The following is a 17,696-nucleotide window of genomic DNA, read 5'->3' on the forward strand; positions in this document are numbered from 1 at the left end:
CGGCCGCCGCCCGCGGCCCCGATGACCTGGGCGGCGGGATCGGCGACATTGCCCGCCACCCAGACGCCGGGAACGGCGGTGAGCCCGCGGGCGTCCCCCACGATGTGGGTGCCGACGCCGGCCGGGTGCTCGACGGCCGCCAGCCCGAGGCCGGCGAGCACCTCGCTGCGGGCGAGGAAGCGTGGCCCGACCGCCAACGCCCGTACCGGGTGGACGCGCCCGGAGACCAACCGGACGCCGCTCAGGCGGTCGTCGACGATCTCCAGCCCGGTGACCTCACCGTCGACGACTGCGATGTCGCGGGCGGCGAGCTGCTCCCACTCCTCCTCCGTCGGCTCGGGCCCCGTGTGCCGGAACAGGGTGATGTGCGGGCTCCACTGCCGGAGGAGGAGGGTCTGGTGCATGGTGAGCGGCCCACCGCCCAGCACCCCGATGGGCTCGTCGCGGACCTCCCACCCGTGGCAGTACGGGCAATGCAGCACATCGCGGCCCCAGCGTTCGCGCAGACCGGGCACGTCCGGGAGCTCGTCGACCAGTCCGGTGGTGACCAGCAGCCTGCGAGCGGTGAACTCCCGCCCGTCGGCCGTGCCCACCGCGAAGCCCGTGCCGGCGCGCCGGGCGGAGGTGGCCCGCGCCGCCACGACGGTGCCGCCGTAGCGGGCGACCTCCGCCGCGCCGGTCGCCACGAGCTCCGCCGGCGGCATCCCGTCCCGGGTCAGGAATCCGTGCACCCCGGAGGCGGGCGCGTTGCGCGGGTCGCCGGCGTCCAGCACGAGGACCGAGCGCCGGGCCCTGGCGAGGGTCAGCGCGCCGCTGAGGCCCGCGGCGCCGCCCCCGATCACGATGACGTCGAAGGTGTTCATGGCACCGACTGTCCGCCTCGACGGCCGGCGATGACAACTTCCGTTGCCGAAACTGCAAAACAGGATCAGGCGCCGGGCGCCAGCACCGTCTCGTCGGCCTGCGAGCCGACGACCGCTGCCGCGATCGCGGCCATGCCGAGCGCGTTCGGGTGCACCGGCGCGGCGGGCGAGGTCGGCACCAGCCCCTCGATCCACTTCGTACCGGGCAGCGTGCAGATGTCGTGACCGATGGTCGGGGTGTAGGTGTCGACGTAGTCCACGCCCGCCTCCCCGGCCTCGCGCTCCAGCATCGCGTTCAGCCGCTTCTCGGTCTCCCGCAGGTAGTCGACGTCGCCCGGGCTGAATGGGATCAGCGGGTAGCAGCCGGGACCGGTGTCGGGCAGGATCGCCGGGTAGCCGACCACCAGCACGCGCGCGTCGGGCGACCGGCTCTCGATCTCCGACAGCGCCTCGGCCACCTTCCCCGCGGTGTCCTCGATGCGCTCGGCGAGCTGGTCGATGCCACCCGCCGTGTAGAAGTCACGGCAGGCCGCGCCGTAGGGCTGCAGCGGCGACCGCGCCGCGCACTCGCTCACGATCGACCCGAAACCGATGTCATTGCCGCCCATCGTCAGCGTCACCAGGTCGACCTCGTCGGTGAGCGCGTCGAGCTGCGGCGGGTTCGTCCCGAGCGTCACCTGCTGCGGCCCGGCGAGGTGCTCCGTGGTGGCGCCGCTGCAGCTGACGTCGCGGAACTCGCGCACACCGATCGTCTCCGCGACGAGGGCCGGGTAGTTGCGGTTCGACCGCAGACACCCCGCGGGCGTGCCGGTCTGCAGCGGGATCAGCGGGCCCGCCGCGTACGAGTCACCGAGCGCGACGTAGTTCTGCGCGGGCGGCTGCAGGAAGGACGGCGGCTGGGCCGACGGTGACTGGGCCGACGGTGACTGGGCTGCGGCGGGGACGGCGGCCGCGACGAGGAGTCCGAGCGCGAGCAGCGGGGCGGCCCACCGGACGGGGCGGATGCGGGTCACGGTGTGTCAACGACCACACCGGCCGGTGGTTACTGCCCAGTAGGGGTCTTCAGTAGCGCGGGGGCCTCGCGGACCACCGTCACCAGGTTGCGGCGTGTCCAGACGGGGTTCGCCGCGAAGTGCGGCGACTTCTCCAGGTTGTGCCCCACGTGCTGGAGCCAGCCCAGCAGCGTCAGCTCGGCGACGCCGAGCAGCTCGCCGCCGAGCATCCGCTGCGACCGCGCGAGCAGCTCGTGATCGGTGGGGCGGGAGTCGGCGAGCCGGTCGAGCACGAGGGCGCCGAGCTCGGTGCCGTGGGTGAGGTTCTCCGAGGTCAGCAGGAAGCAGACCAGGTCGAGGACGGGCAGGCCTGCCTCGTCGGCGTGGCACCAGTCGACGACGGCGACGACCCGCCCCTCCTGGTCGGTGAGCACGTTGTCCGGGGTGTAGTCACCGTGGGTCCAGCCGCTGGCCAGCCGACGCCCGCGGATCCGGGCGACGATCTCCTCCTCCAGCGCCCTGGCCGCGGCCCGCTGCCCGCGCGGGAGCGCCGCGACCACCTCCGCCATCGGCCGGCGCACCCACACGTCGAGCTGCGCGTCGCCCACGCGGACCGGGGCCGACGTGCAGCGGTGCAGCTCGCTGATCGTGGTGATCGCGCTCGAGCGGAACGCCCGGCGCCGGGCCGGGTCGACGAGCGCGCGGCCGCCGCCCTCCCCGTCCAGCCGGGACTCCAGCACGCAGTAGCTGCCGCCGATGTCGCCCTGGCCGACGATGGAGGGCACCAGCGCCCGCCACGGGCCGATCCGCTCGTCGGCGTGCATCATCCGCAGCACCTCGGTCTGGCGGCGCAGCTGCGCCCGGCCCTTGGTGCTGTCGCTCGCCTTGAGCAGCGCACCGACCCCGCCCAGCGGCCCGAACCCGACGACGACCGAGTCCGAGCGCCCGGCCATGCGCTCCCCCAGCACCCACTGCGCGTCGCCGGCGCCCGCATGGGCCTCCGCCAGCGGTAGCACCCGCCGCAGCAGGGCGGCGCTGCGGACGGCGTCGATCCGGGTGCCGAGCAGCGGCGGCAGCCACGGGGCCGTGGCGATCAGGATGCCGCCCGCGACGACGACCTGGCCGAGGAGCCAGGCGAAGCCGACGGCGGCGATCCCGAAGATCGGCATGAGCAGCCACGACACGACGAGCACGATGAGCGCGACGGTGGCGGGCACCCCGAACAGCACGCCCATTCGCTGTCGCACCCGCGCCGCGCTGACCGTGGACGCGGTGATCACGTTCGGGATGGCCGACAGGGCGGCGAGCACGAGGGCGACGGTGCCGGTCTCGGCGTAGTGCTCGCCGAAGACCGACAGCACCAGCGGCGCCGCGACGACCAGCACCGCGACCACCGGCACCACGAGGGTGAGCGCGCGCTTCGCCATCGCGCGCCGCGCCTCCTCGATACCGCCGACGTCGGTGGCGCTGTGGGCGACCATCGACTGGCCCATCCCCGACGAGACGTTGTAGAGCGCCTGCACCATCGTCCAGACGATCGTGTAGGCCGCGGCCTCCTCGGGGCCCAGCCGGGCCAGCACGAACACCGGCAGCCCGAACATCGCGGTCTGCCAGAACACCGCGCCCGCGTAGTCGGCCCGGACGAAGCGGGCCACCGCCCCGAGCGTGATCGGTAGCGCCCGGTCGGCGGTGGCCCGGCCGTGGGCGGGCAGCGCCCGCAGCAGGAGCCAGGCGTTGATCGCGACGACGATCACGGCGATGGACGCGACCCAGGAGATCGCGATGCCGCCGGGGACCACGGCGACGGCGGCCACCGCCAGCAGGCCGATCTTCAGCAGCGAGAACGTGAAGTTCTCCGCGGGCACGACGGTGGCCTTGCGGATGCCGGTGAGCACGAAGTCCTGCATGACGAACACCGACTGCAGCGGGGTGGCCAGCAGGAAGAACGCCAGCAGCGGCCCGTGCCCGAACGCCTCGATCAGCTCGGGCGCCCACAGCCGCGCGCCGAGCGCGAACACGCCACCGACGAGCGCCGCCGCGAACGCGCCGACGAGGTAGCCGCCGAGCACGAGCCTGCGGGCGGCCCGCCCCGCGACGGGGACGAACCGCAGCAGCGCGTAGGTGAGGTTGAGCTGGGCGATGCTGCCCAGCAGCATCATCGTGTTCAGGGCGACCGAGTTGACGCCGAGCTCCTCCGGCGCGAACAGCCGGGCGGCCACCACCCAGTACAGCAGCCCCACCGCCGAGGTCAGGGCGGAGCTCAGCACGAGCGCGAGCCCGTCGCGATGGGCCGGCGCGAGGCGGCCGAGCAGCGCGCTGAGCTGCCCGCCACCGCCCTTGGCGACCGGGCCCGGGGACGGGGCAACGCGCTCCCGCTCGGCCGTCGTCATGCGCGGACCTTAGCAACGCACGTTCACCCACTTGTCGGCGAACTCCGTGTGAACACTCGGATGAGAATCAGCAACCACTGCCGGTTGCGCCATGCGGCCGCAGCACGGCGAGCAGCCCCGAACGGGGTGACAGCTGCACGCACGGGAGGGCCGACCGGACGAACGTGCGACCCCCGCTGCACGCTGTCAGAGTGAGGCAGGCGGTGAGGGGGGTTGCGGTGATCATGCCGGTGCTCGTTGTCGGCGCGGGGCCTACCGGGCTCACCGCCGCGGCCCTGCTGGCCCGGCTCGGCGTGCCGTGCACGGTCGTGGACCGGCACACCGGCGTCCACCCGCTGCCCCGCGCGGTCCACCTCGACGACGAGGCGGTGCGCGTCCTGCAGCAGGCCGGCGTCGCCGAGGACTTCGCCGCGCTGAGCCGACCCGCGTCGGGACTGCGGCTGCTCGACGCGCGGCTGCGCCCGTTCGCGGAGTTCCGCCGCGACCGCCGCGTCGGCGCGCACGGGCACCCCGAGGCGAACCTGTTCGACCAGCCCGGCCTGGAGCGGCTGCTGCGTGCCCGCCTCGCCCGCGACCCGCTGGTGACCGTGCGCGACGGCGTGGAGCTCACCGCCCTCGGCGCGGGACCGGTCGCCACCCTCGTCGACCGCGCCACCGGCGCCACCGAGCGGATGCCCGCCGCCGCGGTGCTCGGGTGCGACGGGGCCGGCAGCGCGGTCCGCGACGCGATCGGCGCCCGGCTGCGCGACCTCCGGTTCACGGAGCGGTGGTTCGTGCTCGACGTCGTGAGCCGCCGCCCGCTGCCGACGTGGGGTGGGGTCGACCAGGTCTGCGACCCGCGGCGCGCCGCGACCTTCGTACCCCTCCCGGGCGACCGCTACCGGTGGGAGTTCCGGATGAGCCCCGGCGAGACGGCCGCCGGGCTCGCCCGCCCCGAGCGGCTCGCCGGCCTGGTCGCGCCGTGGGGGGTGGCGCCCGGGGAGCTGGAGGTGCTGCGCGCCGCGGAGTACACGTTCCGGGCCCGGATCGCCGACCGCTGGCGGACCGGGCGCGTGCTGCTGCTCGGCGACGCCGCCCATCTGACACCCCCGTTCATCGGCCAGGGCCTGGGCGCCGGGCTGCGCGACGCACACAACCTCGCGTGGAAGCTCGCCGCCGTCCGCGCGGGCGCCCCCGACGAGGACGCCCTGTTGGACAGCTACCCGGCCGAACGCGCGCCGCACGCCGAGGCGGTGATCCGCGGCGCGGTGCGCGTCGGACGCGCGATGACCGGCGGGCAGGACGTCGCCGCCGCGCTGCGCCGTCCCGCCGCCGGGCTGCTGCTGCGGGTGCCGGGCGTGCGCGCCGCCGCCCTGCGCGGCATCGCGACCCGGTACCCGCCGGGGCCGCTCGTCGACCGCCGCAGGCACCGCCACGACCTCACCGGCACCCCGTGCCCGCAGCCGCCGGTCCGGGTCGACGGGCGGGCGGTGCGCCTCGACGACGTGCTGGGCGACGGGTACGCGCTGCTCACCGCCGGACCCGTGCCGCCAGCACTGGGTGCCGCGGCGGACCGCCTCGGCGCCCGGGTCGTCCGCGTCGGCGAGGAGGTCGACGACCACACGGGCGCCCTGCGGGACTGGCTGCGCCGCGGCCGCGCCGCAGCGGCCCTGGTGCGCCCGGACCGCATCGTCCGCTCCACGGCCCCGCGCTGACCGGCCTGCCCTCGTTGCAGCAAAGCCACTTTCACGCAACCACATGGCATGAAAGTGGCTTTGCTGCCATCACGTGCCCCGCAGCAACGCCGCGTACAGGGTCAGGCCGGGGCCGAAGGCCATCGCCACCGCGGCCCGGCCCGGGCGGGGGCGGCCGCGGGCGCGCAGGGCGTCGAGCACGAGCAGCACGGTCGCCGACGAGCAGTTGCCGCGCTCGGCCAGCACGTCGTGCGAGGCGTCGAGGGCGCCGTCGGGCAGGTCGAGCCGGTCGGCGACGGTGTCGAGGATCCGAGGGCCGCCGGGATGCACGGCCCAGGCGTCGACGTCGGCGACGGTGAGCCCGTGGCGGTCGAGCAGCCCGGAGACCATGCCGGCGACGTGGCGGGCGAGCACCCCGGGTACCTCCGGCGACAGCCCCATCCGGAACCCGAGGTCGGTGACGTCCCAGGTCATGCGGTCGGCGGTGGCCGCGTCGGTGAGCGCCGCGACGTCGACGACCTCCAGCCCGGCGCGGGGCTTCCCCGGCAGGACCACGACGGCGGCCGCCGCGTCGCCGAACAGCGCGTGCGCGACGACCTGGTCACGGTCGGCGGTGGGCGGCTGCACGTGCAGCGACGTGAGCTCCAGGCACAGCGCGACGGCCGGGCGTCCGCGCGCGGCCACGTGGTCGGCCACGGCGCCGAGCCCGGGGATCGCGGCGTAGCAGCCCATGTGCCCGACGAGCAGGCGCTGCACGTCGGCGGCCATCCCGAGGTCGGCGGCGACGCGGATGTCGAGGCCCGGCGTGGTGTAGCCGGTGCACGAGACGACCGCGAACATGCCGACCTCGTCGGCGCGCAGCCCGGCGTCGGCCAGCGCCGCCCCGACGGCCTCCTTGCCGAGCGGGAGCGCCTCGGCGATGTAGCGCCGCATCCGGTCCCCGGTCGACCACCGGGCGGCGTCCTCGACCAGCGGGTTCACCGCCGCGTGCCGGCGCCGCACGCCTGCGGACCGGAAGATCCGCTCGGCCAGCCGGTCCCCGGCGAAGTGGTTCGCGAAGTAGCCCTGCCACATGCGGTCCTGGTCGAGGCCACCGCCCGGGAAGGCCGCGCCGAACCCCGCCACGTACGCCGATACACCCACACCGGTGACGTTCCACGCCCTCGAGGGACTAACCACGCCGCCCCACCCCCTGGAACAGCACGGCCGTGGTCGGCACCGGCACCATCGCGACGGTGTCGGCGCGCCGGGCGAGCCATCGCGCCACGCCCACCGCGGACGGGCGGATGCCGCGCAGCCGCAGCGCGACGCCGTGGCGAGCACACTCCCGCACCAGCGCCGCCCGGTCGACGAACAGCGCGGGGTCGTGGATACCCGGCGGCGCCCCGCCGGGTATCCGCTCGGCCAGCGTCACCGCGACGAACCTACCCAGCGCGGTGGCCGCGAGCGTGTCGACGACCAGCAGCCCGCCGGGGCGCAGCAGCCGGCAGGCCTCCCCGACCACGGCGGCGAGGTCGGGGACGTGCTCGAGGATCTCCCCGGCGGTGACGACGTCGGCGCAGCCGTCGGCGAGCGGCACGGCGGCGACGTCGGCCCGCACGGCCGTGACCCCGTGCTCGGCGGCCAGCGCGAGCGCGGACGCGGTGAGGTCGACGCCGACGTGCCGGTAGCCCTTGCCGGCCACGTGCGGGGCGAGCAGCCCGGCCCCGCACCCGAGATCGACCAGGACGGCCCCGTCACGTGGCGCCGGCGGCACCAGCGCGCCGCGGGCGGCGGCCAGCCAGTGCAGCATCGCGAACACCCCGCGGGGGTTCCACCAGTGCGCGGCGAGGTCGTCGTACTGCCCCGGATCGTTGCGCGGGCGGCCGCTGCGGGCGTCGGGCACGCCCCGAGGCTGCCAGACTGCACGCCATGCGGCCTGTTCTGGCGCCCGCTCTGGCACTGCTGCGGGCCTGCCACCCGGAGCCGACCGTGGCCGTGACCGCGATGGTGACGGCGCTGGCGGTCACCACCGGCCGCACCGCGTGCGGAGTGCTCCTCGTGTTCGCCGCGGTGCTCACCGGGCAGCTGTCGATCGGCTGGCTCAACGACGCCCTCGACGCCGAGCGGGACGCCGCCGTGGGACGTGCCGACAAGCCGGTGGCGACGGGCGCGGTGTCGGCCGCGAGCGTGCGGGCGGCGACGGTGCTCGCCGCGGTGGCGTGCGTGCCGCTCTCGCTCGCGTCGGGGCTCGCCGCGGGCGCGGTGCACCTGGTCGCCGTGGCCGCGGGCTGGGCCTACGACCTGGGGCTGAAGTCGTCCCGGCTGTCGGTGCTGCCCTACGTCGTCTGCTTCGGGCTGCTGCCGGTGTTCGTGGTGCTCGGGCTGCCGGGCAGCCCGGCGCCGCCCTGGTGGCTGCCGCTCGCCGGGGCGCTGCTCGGCGCGGGCGCGCACTTCGCCAACGTGCTGCCCGACCTCGACGACGACGCCGCGACCGGCGTCCGCGGGCTGCCGCACCGGCTCGGCGCCCGCGGCAGCCGGGTCGCGGCCGCGGTGCTGCTGCTCGCGGCCACGACCGTGCTCGCGCTCGCCGCTCCGGTGCCCGCCGCCCTCGGGTGGGCCGTGCCCGTGCTCGCGGCCGGGCTGCTCGTGGCCGGGTTCCGGGCCGGGCGACGGCCGGGCTCCCGGGCCCCGTTCCGCGCGGTGCTCGCCGTCGCCGTGCTGGCGGTGGCGCTGCTCGTCGCCGCGGGCCCGGCACTGGTGCCCTGACGACGGCGCCCACGCACCCCGATTCGGCCCATGCACCCGCGCACCGCCCGCCCCCGGCCCACGCACCCCGATTCGGCCCATGCACCCCGTCTCCGCCCACGCCCCCCGTCGACGGGGCGCACCGACCGACACGGGGTGCACGGACCTCGCCGGCGTTACCGCCCGAGCGCCCGCCGGCTCAGCAGGGCCAGGTAGTGCACCCCCACCCGGGCCAGCGCGCTCGCCGGCGCCGTGCCGCGGCCGAGCCCGAGGTCGATGGCGGCGTCGAACACGGGCTGGTGCCGGGCCGCTGCGGTGACGGCGGCGTCGAGGAACGGCGGGTGCGCCGTCAGCCGGGCGAGCAGGCCGGTGTGCCGCTGGTGGTGGGCGAAGCTGCGGGTCATCGCCGCCCGGTGGGCCGCCCCGGCGCCGGCGCCCAGCAGCGCGGCCCGGCCCGCCAGCACGCCGGACGCCACCGCGTCGAAGATCCCCTCGCCGGTCAGCGGGTTCACCATCGCCGCGGCGTCCCCCGCGAGCAGCACGCGGCCGTCGGGGTGGTGGCGCGGTCCGATGGACAGCGGGAGGTGGTGGCCCCGCACCGTCGACGGCTCCGGCTCGTGCCCGGGCAGGAGCGCGCGCAGGGCGTCGAGGAGCTCGTGGCGGGACCCGCCGCCGCGCCGGTCGAACACGCCGTACCCGACGTTGGCGCCCCCGCCCGGCGTCGGGAACGACCACGCGTAGGCCGGGTAGCGCCCGCGCGCGAACTCGATCAGCAGCGCATCCGGGTCGAGCACGGTCGGGGCGTAGCCGCGAATCGCGACGGCGGTGGCCGACTCCGGTCCGCGCGGGGCGCCGAGCAGCCGGCGCACCGTGGAGTTCGCCCCGTCGGCACCGACGACGACGCGCGCGGCGATCTCCCCGTCGAGGACGACGCGGTCGGGGCGCACGTCGAGCCGCCGGACGCGGTGGCGCAGCAGCCGGGCCCCGCGGGCGACGGCGGCGCGCACCAGGTGGGCGTCGAACACCTCCCGTGGGACGACCCGGTTGGGGCGCGCGCAGTCCCGGTCGACCACCCGCCCGCCGGGGCTGCGCAGCCGCAGCCGCGGCACCGGCGGGCCGAGGGTGTCGAGGTCGGGCACGCCGAGGGCGGCCAGCACGTCCAGCACGTGCGCCGCGATACCGTCGCCACACGTCTTGTCGCGTGGGAAGCCGGCGGCGTCCAGCAGCAGGACCTCGGCGTCCGGCTGTAGCTGGAGCACCCGCAGTGCGGCGGCCGTCCCGGCCGGACCGGCACCCACCACCGCGACGTCGACGAGATCGTGCACGACCGCTAGTTCTACAGGGGTTTGCGGCGGCGCACCGCGGGCACCTGCCGGACGTGCGGATCGTGGTGACCGGAGCCAGTGGCAATGTCGGGACCGCGCTGCTGCGCCGGCTCGGGGACCACGACGTGGTCGGGGTGTGCCGCCGTCCGCCCGGCGCCGAGCCGCCCTACGACGGCGCCCGCTGGGTCGCCCTCGACCTCGCCGCGGCCGGCACCGAGCACGTGCTCGGGCCCGTGCTGGAGGGCGCCGACGCGGTGGTGCACCTGGCGTGGGGGTTCCAGCCGGCCCGCGACGAGGGGTACCTGCGCCGATCCGGGGTCGAGGGGACGCGCGCAGTGGTGCGCGCGGCACAGGCCGCCGGCGTGCCGCACCTGGTGCACATGTCCTCGCTCGGGGTCTACTCGCCCGCCCGCGACGACCTCCCGGTGGACGAGTCGTGGCCGACGGACGGGATCGAGTCGCTGCCCTACAGCAGGCACAAGGTGGCCGCCGAACGCCTCCTCGACGAGCACGAGCGGGCCCACCCGGACGGCACCGCCGTGGCGCGGCTGCGCCCGGGGCTCATCGTGCAGCGCGACAGCGGCAGCGCGCTGCTCCGCTACGGTGTGCCCGCGTACGTCCCGGCCGCCGTCCTGCGGCACGTGCCGCTGCTGCCATTGGACCGCACGCTGGCGGTGCCGCTCGTGCACACCGGTGACGTGGCCGACGCGATCGTGCGGGTGCTCGAACAGGGGGCGATCGGCCCGTTCAACCTCGCCGCGGAACCGCCGGTCACCCGGGACGTGATCGCCGCGGTGCTGCGCGCCCCCGCGGTGCACCTGCCGCGGCCGGTACTGCGCGCCGCCGCCGACCTGGCGTGGCGGCTGCGCCTGCAACCCCTGGACCCGGGCTGGCTCGACCTCGCCTTCGCCGTGCCCCTGCTCGACAGCGGCCGCGCCCGCCGCGAGCTCGGCTGGACGCCCACGGTCCGCGCCGACGCCGCGCTCGCCCAGGTGATCACCGGCATGGCCGACGCCGCCGCGGCACCGAGCCCCGCGCTGCGGCCGCGGTCGGTGGCCGGGGAGCTGACGGCACTGGTCCGCCGCGGCCCGATCGGCACGCGCCCCCTGCCGTGACCCCGGCAACGCCGTGCCCCGCCCGCACACACGGCGTCGCCTCGGAACACACGTCCGGCGGTGTATGCGAAGGCCGGACGATGTGTGCCGGCGTCGGCGAGAGTCAGCTCCCGGCGTCGGTGCGGGCCATCGTCGCCCGGGACCGGCGGGTGTTGGAGATCGTCACGGTGGCGATGTCGGAGCGGTAGCGATCGTCGGACCACTCCAGCGGCTCACCCGTGGAGCTCGTGGTGAGCCGGCGCTCCCGCAGCAGCGGCGCGCCCTCGGCCACCTCCAGCAGCGCGGCATCGGCGGCGTCGGCCGCGACGGCGTCGAGCGTGTGCCGGGCGGCGTGCAGGTCGGCGCCGCGCTCGATGAGGAAGGCGAAGATCGAGCCGGCGTCGAGGTCGGCGTCGAGCAGCGCCCGGCCGATCGGCTCGACGAACGTGGTGCGCTCCACCATCGCGGGTACCCCGTCGAGCAGCCGCAGCCGCACGAGCTGCACGGCGGAGGCGTCGGGGGTCAGGTGCAGCGCCGCCGCGACGGCCGGCTCGGGGCGGCGTACGGCGATCTCCTGCGTGCGCTGCCCCGGCGTGCGACCGATGCGTTCGGCCCACTTCGAGAAGGACAGGAACGTCTCGAACGGCTGGGACGGCACCGCGTCGAGCACGACAGCCCGGCGCCCCTGCCCGCCGCCGATCAGACCGTCGTCGCGCAGCGCGGCGAGCGCCTGCCGCACCGGGCCCCGGGACGCGCCGAACTCCCGGCACAGCTGCGCCTCCGACGGGACCGGGCCGCCCACGGGCAGCGCCCCGGAGCTGATCCGCCTGCGCAGCTCGGCGGCGACGGTCGCGTGCAGGAGCGTGCTCACCGACCTGACGATACAAGTTGAGCAACGTCCCAGGTGACGGTTCAGCGAATGCACAATGAATCCCGAGGTCAGCGACGCATGAACGCTTGGTGACTTGTCAATACAAGTCTTGACCGACGGTGGCGGTGCCTGCGAGCGTCCCCGCCGTGAGCCCCCTGCACAGCAGCGCGCCCCCCGTGGACCTCGCCGTCGTCGGCGCCGGCATCGTCGGCCTCGCCCACGCCGTCGAGGCCCTCGCGCGGGGCCTGTCGGTCACCGTGGTCGAGCGCGACGATCGCCCCGTCGGCGCCTCGGTGCGCAACTTCGGGCACGGGTGCATCACCGCCCAGACCGGAGAGGCGCTCGACGCCGCGAACCGGGCGCGGACGACGTGGCTGCGGATGGCCCGTGCGGCCGGGTTCTGGGCGGGTGAGACGGGCACGGTCGCTGTCGCCCGCAGCGGCGAGGAGCTGGACTGCCTCGCCGAGCTCGCGGAGCGGCGCGGCCGCGACGAGGTGGTGCCGTTGACGGCGGCGCAGGTGCGCGACCGCGTGCCGGTGGCCGCCGACGGACTCCTCGGCGGCGCCGTCCTCCCCCGCGACATCCGCGTCGACCCCCGGGCCGCGGCCCCGGCGATCGCCCGCTGGGTCGAGCAGCAGCCCGGGGCGACGGTGCACTGGTCGACCGCGGTCACGGGTGTGGCCGAGGGCGTAGTGCATACCGCGCGCGGCGACGTCGCCGCGCACCGGGTCGTCGTCTGCGCCGGGCACGACCTCGACCGGCTGCTGCCGGCCGTCGCCGAGGACGCGGGCGTACGCCGGTGCGTGCTGCAGATGCTCCAGGTCCGGCCCCCGGCCGGGCTGCGGGTGCCGGCCGCGGTGATCACCGGCTCGTCGATGCTGCGCTACCCGGCGCTGGCCGGGACCGCGGGCGCCGCCGCGCTGCGGCAGCGCTGGGCCGCCGAACGCCCGGAGCTGCTCGACGCCGTCGTCAACCACATGCTCACCCAGTTGCCGAACGGCGACCTCGTCGTCGGCGACACCCACGCCTACGCCCCCACCGTCGGCCCCTTCGACCCGCCGGCCTCCGAGCGGCTCGACGACCTGCTGCTCGCCGAGACCCGGGCCCTGCTCGGGTGCGCCCCGCGGGTGGTGCACCGCTGGCGGGGCGTCTACGCCAGCTCGGACACGACCACGCCGTTCCTGCGGGCGAAGCTCGCGCCGGGCGCGGTGGCCGTCTCCGTCACCTCCGGCATCGGCATGACCACCGCGTTCGGGCTCGCCCCCGACGTGCTCGACTCCCTCTGAGTTCAGGAGCCCTCCCCATGTTCCGATCGACCGCGCCGCTCGCCGCGGCCGGCGCCGCACTCGCCCTCCTCCTGGCCGGCTGCGGTGCCGACACCGGCGCGACCGCCTCGCCGACCTGCCCGGACGGGCAGATCCGGTTCGGCATCGAGCCCTACGAGGACCCCGCCCGGCTGACCCCGGCCTACCAGGTGCTGGCCGACGCGCTCGAGGAGCGCCTGGCCTGCCCCGTCGACCTGCAGATCGTCGAGGACTACTCGGCCGAGGTCCTCGCCATGCAGAACGGCAGGCTGGACATCGCCCAGTTCGGGCCGCTGGGGTACGTGTTCGCCAGCGAGCGCGCCGGGGCCGAGCCGATGGCGTCGTTCGCCGACAGCACCGGCGCCCTCAGCACCTACACCGCCGGGATCTGGGTGCCCGCCGACTCCCCCGTGCAGACCGTCGCGGACCTCGCCGGACGCTCGCTCGCCCTCTCGAGCGCCGGTTCGACCTCCGGCGACGCGCTGCCCCGCCAGGCGCTCGCGCAGGCGGGCCTCGCCCCGGACGCCGTGCGCATCGACTACGCGGGCGGGCATCCGGAGGCGCTGCTCGCGCTGGTCAACGGCACGGTGGACGCCGCGGAGATCAACAGTCAGCAGCTGCGCAGTGCCACCGAGGCCGGCACGTTCGACCCGGCGGGCTTCCGGCAGATCTGGACCTCCGCCCCGGTCCCGAACGACCCGATCACGGTGCGCGGCGACATGGACCCGGCGTTCAAGACCGCCGTCCGCGACGCGCTGCTCGGCCTCACGCCGGAGCAGGTGGGCCGGGTCGGCGAACTGCTCGACGTCGTCCCGCCCGGCCCGCTCGTGGCCGTCGACCGCGCGACCTACCAGCCGCTGTTCGACCTCGCCGCCGTCCTCGGCCTCACCGAGGGGACGTGTGAACGCGGAAGGCCTGGGTCTGCGCGGGATCCGGGTCCGGTTCGGCGACCGGGAAGTGCTGCACGGGGTCGACGTCACGGTCGCGACCGGGGAGCTGCTCGCCGTGCTCGGGGCCAACGGCTCGGGCAAGTCGACGCTGCTGCGGGCCGCGGCCGGGCTCGTGCCGGTGAGCGGCGGCGAGATCCGGGTCGGTGGCCGGGACGGCCGCAGCGCGCGCACCGAGGTCGCCATGGTCTTCCAGCAGATACACCTCGTGCGGCGCCGCAGCGCGCTCGACAACGTCTGCGCGGGTGCGCTCGGGCGGCTGCCGCTGCGGTCGTCGCTGGTGCCTGCGCTGTTCCCCCGCGAGGTCCGGGAGGAGGCGATGGCCTGCCTCGACCGGGTGGGCCTCGCCGACCGCGCACACGACCGGGCCGGGAGCCTGTCGGGCGGCCAGCAGCAGCGGGTGGCGGTCGCCCGCGCCCTGTGCCAGCGGGCCACGGTGGTGCTGGCCGACGAGCCGGTGTCGGCGCTCGACCCGGCCGCGGCCGAGCAGGTGCTCGCGCTGCTCGCCGAGCTGGCGCACGCCGAGTCGCTGGCCGTGCTCGCGGTGCTGCACCAGCCCGACCTCGCCCACCGGCACGCCGACCGCATCGTCGGGCTGCGCGACGGCCGGGTCGTGCTCGACGGCGCGCCCGCCACGATCGGGGGCGTCGACGCGCTCTACCCGGCGGACGCCCGCGTCCTCACGGAGGCCGCGTCATGACGGCCACCCTGCCCCGGGGCGTTCCCCGGCTCCCGGTCCCGCCGCGGCCCCGCCGGCCGCGCACGCTCGTCACCTGCGCGGTCGTCACCGCCGTGCTGGTCGCCGCGCACGTCGTCGCCTGGGACGCCGCCGAGGTCTCCTTCGGCGCCCTGCTCGAGGGCTGGCAGGGGATGGCGAACTTCCTCGCCGAGGCCGTTCCGCCGGACCTGTCCCCCGAGGTGCTCGGGCCGAGCCTGTCCGCCGCCGCCGTGACGCTGTGGATCGGGTTGCTCGGCACGACGCTGTCGATCCCCACCGGCCTGCTGCTCGCGCTGCTCGCAGCGCGCGGCACCGCCCCGAACCCGGCCGTCTACCAGGCGGCCCGGTCGGTGCTGTCGTTCCTTCGCGCGGTGCCGGACGTCGTGTTCGCGCTGGTGTTCGTCACCGCCGTGGGCCTGGGCCCGTTCCCCGGCGTGCTCGCGCTGATCTGTCACACGGGCGTGGGGCAAGCTGTGGGCCGAGGCGATCGAGGACGCCGACCCCGGTCCGGCGCAGGCGCTGCGCAGCGCCGGGGCCGGCCGCATCCAGGTCGCCGCGCACGCCCTGCTGCCGACCGTCACCCCACAGCTCGTGGGCCTGCTGCTGTACCGCTTCGATGTCAACGTCCGGTCCTCGCTGGTGCTCGGCCTCGTCGGCGCGGGCGGGATCGGGTTCCTCATCAACCAGTCGATCAAGCTGTTCCGGTTCGACCAGATGCTCACCCACATCCTCGTGGTGCTCGTCCTGATCGTCGCCGTCGACCAGCTGTCCGCGGCCGTGCGCCGCCGCCTCGGGAGTGGATCATGAACGTCGCGCTCGTCGCCCTCGACATCGCGGGCACCACCGTCGACGAGGGCGGCGCGGTCTACCGCGTGCTCGCCGACGTCGTCCGGGACGCCGGGGCCGACCCCACCGACGCCGACATCCGGACCTGGATGGGCGCGGACAAGCGGGAGGCGATCGCCGCGCTGCTCGCCGCGGGCGGCGCGACCCCCGACGCCGCGACGGTCGACGCCCGCCACGGCGAGTTCGTCGCCCGGCTGACCGCCGCCTACGCCGCCACCCCGCCGGCGCCGCTGCCCGGCGTGCCCGACGCGATTGCTGCGCTGCGCACGGCCGGCATCCGTGTCGCGCTGACCACCGGCTTCGACCGGCAGGTCACCGACCCACTGCTCGTGGCCGTCGGTTGGCGGGTCGGGGAGCACCTGGACGCCGTGGTGTGTGCCGACGAGGTGGCCGCGGGCCGCCCCGCGCCGCTGATGATCGAGCGGGCGATGCGGCTGACCGGCGTCGCCGACCCCGCTCGCGTTCTCGCGGCCGGCGACACCGCGCTCGACGTCCGGGCGGGCCACGCCGCGGGCGCCGGGATGGTCGTCGGGGTGCTGAGCGGCGCGCAGACCGCCGACGAGCTCGCCCCGGAGCGCCCCACGCACCTGCTCGCCGGCGTGCACGAGCTGCCGGGCCTGCTGCTGGCCGGCACCCGCTAACGTCCGACGGGTGAAGCAGCAGCGCCGCGCCCGTGCCATCGCCATGACCCCCGACGAGGTGGACGCCTTCCTCGCCGAGCAGCGCACCTGCCGGGTCGCGACCGTCGGCACGAACGGGCCGCACGCCACCCCGCTCTGGTACGTCTGGCACTCCGGGTCGCTGTGGCTGACGTCGCTGTCGCGCAGCCAGCGGTGGACCGACCTGCAGCGCGACCCGCGCATCGCCGCCGCCGTCGACGCCGGGGAGGACTACGGCGAGCTGCGCGGCGTGGAGCTGCGCGGCCGCGTCGAGGTGGTGGGCGAGGTGCCGCGCACCGGCGAGCCCGTGCCCGAGCTGGACGGCCCGGAGCAGGCGTTCGCCGACCGCTACACGGGCGGCACGATCGCCCGCGACGGGCGGCACGCCTGGCTCCGCCTGGTGCCCGAGAAGATCACCAGCTGGGATTTCCGCAAGCTCGCGGGCTGAGCGGGCCCATGGAGCCGCTCACCACCGACGACCCCGTCACGATCGGCCCCTACGCGGTGGTCGGTGTGCTCGGCACGGGCGGGATGGGCCGGGTGTACCTCGCCGACGACGGCCGCGGCGGGCAGCTCGCGGTGAAGGTGATCCGCTCGGAGCTGGCGGGCGATCCCGGCTTCCGGGCTCGGTTCCGGCGCGAGGTGGACGCGGCGCGGCGGGTCCCCGCGGCCGTCACCGCCGAGGTGATCGCCGCCGATACCGACATCGACCGGCCGTGGGTCGCCACGCGCTACGTGCCGGGTCCCTCGCTGGCCGAGCGGGTGCGGGCGGACGGGCCGCTGCCGCCCGCCGAGCTGACCGCGCTCGCCCGCGGGCTGCTCGACGCGCTGGCCGCTGTGCACGCCGCCGGGCTGGTGCACCGCGACCTCAAGCCGTCCAACGTGCTGCTCGCCGCCGACGGGCCGCGGATCATCGACTTCGGGATCGCCCGCGCCGCCGACGCCACCCGGCTGACGGTGACCGGGCACCTCGTCGGCACCCCGAGCTACATGTCGCCGGAGCAGGCGCTCGGCGCCGGCGGGCTCGGCCCGGCCACCGACGTGTTCGCGCTGGGCTCGGTGCTCACGTTCGCCGCCACCGGGGAGCCGCCGTTCGCCGCGGCGACCGCGCCCGGCGTGCTGTTCCGGATCGTGCACGGCGAGCCGGACCTGGGCGCCACGCCGGAGCCCGTGCGCGGGCTGGTGGCCCGCTGCCTGGCGCGCGATCCCGCGGACCGGCCCGACGCCCGCGCGCTGCGCGCCGCGCTGGACCGGCCGCGCCGGCGCCGCGCCGGCCTGCTCGCGGGC

The 17,696-nt window shown here is 76.3% G+C and carries 15 protein-coding genes and 2 pseudogenes; 10 read left to right on the plus strand and 7 right to left on the minus strand.

Going from position 1 to position 17,696, the window contains the following annotated elements; genetic code table 11:
- The 3 genes from KME75_RS30340 to KME75_RS30350 form a co-directional block, all read right to left on the minus strand.
- Positions 1-863: NAD(P)/FAD-dependent oxidoreductase (locus tag KME75_RS30340; protein WP_219418341.1), on the minus strand; the 863-nt coding region annotated here is incomplete at its 3' end.
- 65 nt (positions 864-928) lie between these two features.
- Positions 929-1,876: an SGNH/GDSL hydrolase family protein gene (locus KME75_RS30345; RefSeq protein ID WP_219418342.1), complete on the minus strand. Its 948-nt coding sequence runs from the start codon at positions 1,874-1,876 to the stop codon at positions 929-931.
- A 29-nt stretch (positions 1,877-1,905) separates the two neighbouring features.
- Positions 1,906-4,245, minus strand: coding sequence for a phosphotransferase (locus KME75_RS30350; RefSeq protein ID WP_219418343.1), 2,340 nt, complete (start codon positions 4,243-4,245; stop codon positions 1,906-1,908).
- Between the two features lie 203 nt (positions 4,246-4,448).
- Here KME75_RS30350 and KME75_RS30355 point away from each other — a divergent pair, with 203 nt between their 5' ends.
- A complete protein-coding gene (locus tag KME75_RS30355; protein ID WP_308283239.1) occupies positions 4,449-5,939 on the plus strand; it encodes a bifunctional 3-(3-hydroxy-phenyl)propionate/3-hydroxycinnamic acid hydroxylase in 1,491 nt (496 codons plus the stop codon).
- Positions 5,940-6,008: 69 nt separating this feature from the next.
- On the opposite strand, the gene KME75_RS30360 is transcribed toward KME75_RS30355, so the two are convergent.
- Positions 6,009-7,061: a type III polyketide synthase gene (locus KME75_RS30360; RefSeq protein ID WP_219418344.1), complete on the minus strand. Its 1,053-nt coding sequence runs from the start codon at positions 7,059-7,061 to the stop codon at positions 6,009-6,011.
- A 28-nt stretch (positions 7,062-7,089) separates the two neighbouring features.
- Entirely contained in the window at positions 7,090-7,803 is a 714-nt protein-coding gene (locus tag KME75_RS30365; RefSeq protein WP_308283240.1) for a methyltransferase domain-containing protein, read from the minus strand.
- A 26-nt stretch (positions 7,804-7,829) separates the two neighbouring features.
- Between KME75_RS30365 and KME75_RS30370 the strand changes: the two genes are divergently transcribed.
- A complete protein-coding gene (locus KME75_RS30370) occupies positions 7,830-8,666 on the plus strand; it encodes a UbiA family prenyltransferase (protein ID WP_219418345.1) in 837 nt (278 codons plus the stop codon).
- Between the two features lie 155 nt (positions 8,667-8,821).
- On the opposite strand, the gene KME75_RS30375 is transcribed toward KME75_RS30370, so the two are convergent.
- A complete protein-coding gene (locus tag KME75_RS30375; protein ID WP_219418346.1) occupies positions 8,822-9,970 on the minus strand; it encodes a geranylgeranyl reductase family protein in 1,149 nt (382 codons plus the stop codon).
- Between the two features lie 65 nt (positions 9,971-10,035).
- Here KME75_RS30375 and KME75_RS30380 point away from each other — a divergent pair, with 65 nt between their 5' ends.
- On the plus strand, positions 10,036-11,085 hold the full coding sequence (locus KME75_RS30380) for an NAD-dependent epimerase/dehydratase family protein (protein WP_308283241.1): 1,050 nt from the start codon (positions 10,036-10,038) through the stop codon (positions 11,083-11,085).
- A 103-nt stretch (positions 11,086-11,188) separates the two neighbouring features.
- Here the strand turns inward: KME75_RS30380 and KME75_RS30385 are convergent, their stop codons facing one another.
- On the minus strand, positions 11,189-11,935 hold the full coding sequence (locus KME75_RS30385) for a GntR family transcriptional regulator (RefSeq protein ID WP_219418348.1): 747 nt from the start codon (positions 11,933-11,935) through the stop codon (positions 11,189-11,191).
- Positions 11,936-12,081: 146 nt separating this feature from the next.
- On the opposite strand from KME75_RS30385, the gene KME75_RS30390 reads away from it, so the two are divergent.
- From KME75_RS30390 to KME75_RS30420, 7 genes and pseudogenes are all read left to right on the plus strand, one after another.
- Positions 12,082-13,221: a TIGR03364 family FAD-dependent oxidoreductase gene (locus KME75_RS30390; RefSeq protein ID WP_308283242.1), complete on the plus strand. Its 1,140-nt coding sequence runs from the start codon at positions 12,082-12,084 to the stop codon at positions 13,219-13,221.
- 17 nt (positions 13,222-13,238) lie between these two features.
- Positions 13,239-13,964, plus strand: a pseudogene (locus KME75_RS30395) (phosphate/phosphite/phosphonate ABC transporter substrate-binding protein); the annotation flags it as partial.
- Positions 13,965-14,139: 175 nt separating this feature from the next.
- Positions 14,140-14,886 carry a phosphonate ABC transporter ATP-binding protein gene (locus KME75_RS30400; RefSeq protein ID WP_219418355.1) on the plus strand — a complete coding sequence of 249 codons (747 nt, stop codon included), beginning with the start codon at positions 14,140-14,142 and terminating at the stop codon, positions 14,884-14,886.
- A gap of 537 nt (positions 14,887-15,423) precedes the next feature.
- Positions 15,424-15,711 (plus strand): PhnE/PtxC family ABC transporter permease, encoded by a 288-nt coding sequence (locus KME75_RS43895; RefSeq protein ID WP_246633147.1) that lies wholly within the window; start codon positions 15,424-15,426, stop codon positions 15,709-15,711.
- Positions 15,712-15,728: 17 nt separating this feature from the next.
- A pseudogene (locus tag KME75_RS30410) lies at positions 15,729-16,391 on the plus strand (phosphonatase-like hydrolase); the annotation flags it as partial.
- Positions 16,392-16,401: 10 nt separating this feature from the next.
- Positions 16,402-16,857 carry a pyridoxamine 5'-phosphate oxidase family protein gene (locus tag KME75_RS30415; RefSeq protein WP_308283243.1) on the plus strand — a complete coding sequence of 152 codons (456 nt, stop codon included), beginning with the start codon at positions 16,402-16,404 and terminating at the stop codon, positions 16,855-16,857.
- A gap of 8 nt (positions 16,858-16,865) precedes the next feature.
- On the plus strand, positions 16,866-17,696 hold an 831-nt coding region (locus KME75_RS30420; RefSeq protein ID WP_219418351.1), incomplete at its 3' end, for a serine/threonine-protein kinase.

The organism is Pseudonocardia nigra (genome assembly GCF_019396355.1).
Lineage (GTDB): Bacteria > Actinomycetota > Actinomycetes > Mycobacteriales > Pseudonocardiaceae > Pseudonocardia > Pseudonocardia nigra.

What these genes read in the sequence shown, in the direction of transcription:
- KME75_RS30370 (WP_219418345.1), top strand. Translation starts at nt 7,830, where the DNA reads ATGCGGCCTGTTCTGGCGCCCGCTCTGGCACTGCTGCGGGCCTGCCAC.
- KME75_RS30350 (WP_219418343.1), bottom strand. Translation starts at nt 4,245, where the DNA reads ATGACGACGGCCGAGCGGGAGCGCGTTGCCCCGTCCCCGGGCCCGGTC.